4 protein-coding genes and 2 pseudogenes are annotated in these 3330 nt (G+C 76.0%); 4 read left to right on the top strand and 2 right to left on the bottom strand.

The features are described 5' to 3' along the window. Both GTW08_RS01410 and GTW08_RS01405 read left to right on the top strand, forming a co-directional pair. A pseudogene (locus tag GTW08_RS01410) lies at positions 1-376 on the top strand (APC family permease); the annotation flags it as partial. After that, positions 373-1122 carry an IclR family transcriptional regulator gene (locus GTW08_RS01405; protein ID WP_083658146.1) on the top strand — a complete coding sequence of 250 codons (750 nt, stop codon included), beginning with the start codon at positions 373-375 and terminating at the stop codon, positions 1120-1122. The pseudogene GTW08_RS01410 and the gene GTW08_RS01405, both read left to right, overlap by 4 nt. 28 nt (positions 1123-1150) lie before the next feature. On the opposite strand, the gene GTW08_RS01400 is transcribed toward GTW08_RS01405, so the two are convergent. Continuing rightward, complete coding sequence (locus GTW08_RS01400) at positions 1151-1537, bottom strand: DUF6319 family protein (RefSeq protein ID WP_073574536.1); 387 nt, start codon at positions 1535-1537, stop codon at positions 1151-1153. Between the two features lie 195 nt (positions 1538-1732). Here GTW08_RS01400 and GTW08_RS32790 point away from each other — a divergent pair, with 195 nt between their 5' ends. Continuing rightward, positions 1733-2227 carry a VOC family protein gene (locus tag GTW08_RS32790; RefSeq protein ID WP_304580094.1) on the top strand — a complete coding sequence of 165 codons (495 nt, stop codon included), beginning with the start codon at positions 1733-1735 and terminating at the stop codon, positions 2225-2227. Between the two features lie 125 nt (positions 2228-2352). Here GTW08_RS32790 and GTW08_RS32785 read toward each other — a convergent pair. After that, positions 2353-2634: pseudogene (locus GTW08_RS32785) on the bottom strand (TMEM175 family protein); the annotation flags it as partial. Between the two features lie 70 nt (positions 2635-2704). Between GTW08_RS32785 and GTW08_RS01385 the strand changes: the two are divergent. Continuing rightward, positions 2705-3330: alcohol dehydrogenase catalytic domain-containing protein (locus tag GTW08_RS01385; protein WP_161151280.1), on the top strand; the 626-nt coding region annotated here is incomplete at its 3' end.

The following is a 3330-nucleotide window of genomic DNA, read 5'->3' as shown; positions in this document are numbered from 1 at the left end:
CGCGGCGACGCTCGCGGTCGCCGTCCCGGTCGCGCTGGGCGTTCCGGTCGGGACGGTGCTCGCCGCGCTGCTCGGCGTCGCGACGGTCGGGTTCCTCGTCGGCTACGCGCTGGTCTGCCTGGCCGCGCCGGCGTTCCTGCGTCGCATCGGTGAGCTCACCCCGGCCGCGGTCGCGACCGCGGTGGTGGCCGTCCCGTCGCTGGTCGCGGCCCTGGTCGCGTTCGTCGTCGCCGCCCCGGCCACCGGGATCGCGCTCACCGTGGCGCTCGCGGCCGGTGCGGTGTGGGCCGTCGTGCTGCGCCGCCGCGGGCGGCTGCACGACCTGGGCGTCTACGACGAGACCGTCGCCTCCGACGTCTGGGGGCGGGCCCGGTGACGGTCGACCCGGCGCCGATCAGCGGACGCCAGCCACGGGCCGTGCGGACCGCGCTCGCGGTGCTCGAGGAGGTCGTCGCGGCCGGACCCGGGGTCACCGCCAAGGAGATCTCGACGGCGCTGCGGCTGCCCCCGGCGACCACCTACCGGGTGCTGAACCTGCTCGTCGGCGAGGAGTACCTGGTCCGGCTGCCCGACCTGCGCGGCTTCGCGCTCGGGCGCCGTGCCGCGCGGCTGTCCCCGGTCGCGGTCCCGCGGCTGCCGACCGCCGCGCGCACCGTCGTCGACCACCTGCGCGGCCGGGTCCGTTGGGGGGTGCACCTGGCGATCTTCGACGGCGCCCGGCTGCAGGTCCTCGACCCGGACCCGGACCACCCGCCCAGCGACGCCGACCTGCTCGCCCGGCTGCCCCAGGCCTCCGCGCTGGGCAGGCTGCTGCTCGCCGAGCAGCCCGACTGGCGGGCCCTGGTCCGCGACCTGCGCCCGGTCACCGACCGCACCGTCACCGACCCGGACGCGCTCGACGCCGTCCTCGACGCCGTCCGCCGCGACGGCCTGGCCACCCAGACCGGTCAGCTGCGCCCGGACCGCGGGTGCCTGGCCGTACCGGTCCGTTCGCCCGCAGACGGGGCGCTCGTCGCGGGTCTCGCGCTGTCCGGCCCGGCGACCCGGGTCGCCGACCCGGACCCCGAGCTGGTCACCCTGCTGCGCGAGCACGCCACGACACTGGGGCCGCTGCTCGGCTGAGCCACCGCGCCGGTCACCCCCGGCGCGGTCACTGCTCCAGCTCGGCCAGGTCCTTGCGCGCCCGCTCCAGCTCGGCCTCCAGCTCCGCCACCCGCGCGGCCTTCGCCGACCGGGCGCCCTCGATGAGCTCGTCGACCGGACCGGACAGGTCGGCGTGCAGCGCCGCAGCCGCCGCGGACACCGCCGACGCCGTCACCGGCAGGCCGCGGGCCACCCACGTGGTGCCCTGCTTCAGCTCGGCCTGCCAGTCGCCGTCGGCGGAACCGCTGACGGTCAGGGTCATGGTCACGACCCGGGTGGTGCGGGCCGTCGAGCCCGGTGGCCTGCCCCGCCTCCGCTTCGGCGGTTCGGGCGCCGGGGTGCTCGCGGTGTCCGCGGGCGGGGTCTCCCCGCCGGTCGTCAGCTCGTCGTCCACGTGCGTCCTCGTCCCTCTCCACTCGGCTGCACGGCCAGGTACAAGGGTGATTCACGAACGCCCGTTCGCCGGTAGCGACCCGCCCGGTTGGTCCGTGTGGGTGTCGACGTCCGGTGCCCGCTCACGGTCCGGGGCGGTGGCGGTCACCCACAGGAGGATCTGCGTCTGGGTGGCCCGGCTGCCAGCATCGCGGGCATGCGCATCGACCACCTCGACCACCTCGTGCTGACCGTCGCCGACGTCGACGCCACCGTCGCGTTCTACACCCGGGTGCTCGGGATGGAGGCCGTCGAGTTCGGCGGCGGGCGCCGCGCACTCGCCTTCGGCCCCAGCAAGATCAACCTGCACGAGGCGGGGCGGGAGTTCGAGCCGAAGGCCGAGCGGCCCACTCCGGGCAGCGCCGACCTGTGCCTGATCACCCTCGACCCGATCGAGCAGGTCCGGCGCGAGCTGGCCGAGGCCGGCGTGCCCCCCTGCGCGCGGGCCCGCGCCGCGCGGTGCTCGGGGAACAGCCGCTCCGCGACGGCCGAGACCGGGATGGTGAGCAGCCAGGACAGCATCGCCCAGGTCGGGCTCAGCGGGGCGATCACCAGCGACGGCAGGAACGACACCACCGGCGCCAGCCCGTTGACCAGCGTGTGGCGGGCCTCGTCCGGGGTCACGTCGGCGCGGGTCAGGCGGCCGCGGTAGGAGCCGTAGGCCCACATCGCGGCGGAGAACGAGCCGATGACGACCAGGGTGGCCGCATAGAGCACGACGGCCGCGGTGCTGTCGCCGTGCCCGCCGAGCAGCGACGTCGGGAACGGCAGGAACGCGATGCCGAACAGGTAGCCGAGGTTGAGCGTCGTCATCCGGGCGTCGGCGCGGTCGAAGCGGGCGAACAGCTGGTGGTGGACCGTCCAGTACCGCCCGATCACCGCGAAGCTCAGCGCGAAGGTGAGCATCCGCGGCAGCAGCTCCACCAGCTGCGGGGCGACCGGGCCCGGGCCGAACTCGGCGTCGGTCAGCGGCAGCACCAGCAGCGTGATCGCGATGGCGAACACCCCGTCGCTGAAGAACGTGATCCGTTCCAGCCCGACCTCGACCCGCCGCCGCATCCCTGTCCTTTCCCCGCGCAACGGTGCTCATCGTGCCCTACCGGCCACCACGGACCTAGGCTGGTCCGTCGTGACGTCCCCGCTCGTGCGCACCGTCCGCTTCCACGCCACGGGCGGCCCGGAGGTGCTGCGGATCGAGCGGCTGCCGCTGCGCGCCCCGGGCCCGGGGGAGGTGCGGATCCGGGTGCACTCGGTCGGGCTCAACCGCTCCGAGGTCAACTTCCGCCGCGGCACCTACCTCGACGCCCCGGTGCTCCCCGCGGGCCTGGGCAGCGAGTGCTCGGGCACCGTGCTCGGGACCGGTCCGGGGGTGACGGGCTGGGCGCCCGGCGACGAGGTGTGCGTGATCCCGGCGTCGTCGCAGAACGAGCACCCGGTCTACGCCGACGAGGCCGTCGTACCGGTCCGGTCGCTGCTGGCCCGCCCGCCCGGTCTCGACGACGACGGCGCCGCCGCGCTGTGGATGCCGCTGCTGACCGTGTGGGGCATGACCCGCCACGCCGTCCGGCTGCGGGAGGGGGACCGGCTCGTCGTCACGGCCGCGGCGAACAGCATCGGGGCCGCGGCGCTGCAGGTCGCGCGGCACCTCGGGGTGCACGCCGTCGCCGTCGTGCCCGACGACCGGCACGCCACGGTCCTGCGCTCCGCCGGGGCCGCCGAGGTGCTGACCGGCACGCCCGACGCCGAGACGCTGCG

The organism is Pseudonocardia sp. SID8383 (genome assembly GCF_009864975.1).
GTDB classification, from domain to species: Bacteria; Actinomycetota; Actinomycetes; order Mycobacteriales; family Pseudonocardiaceae; genus Pseudonocardia; species Pseudonocardia alni.
Note: the sequence above shows the minus strand (reverse complement) of the source record. Positions and strands in the feature narration are given on the sequence as shown.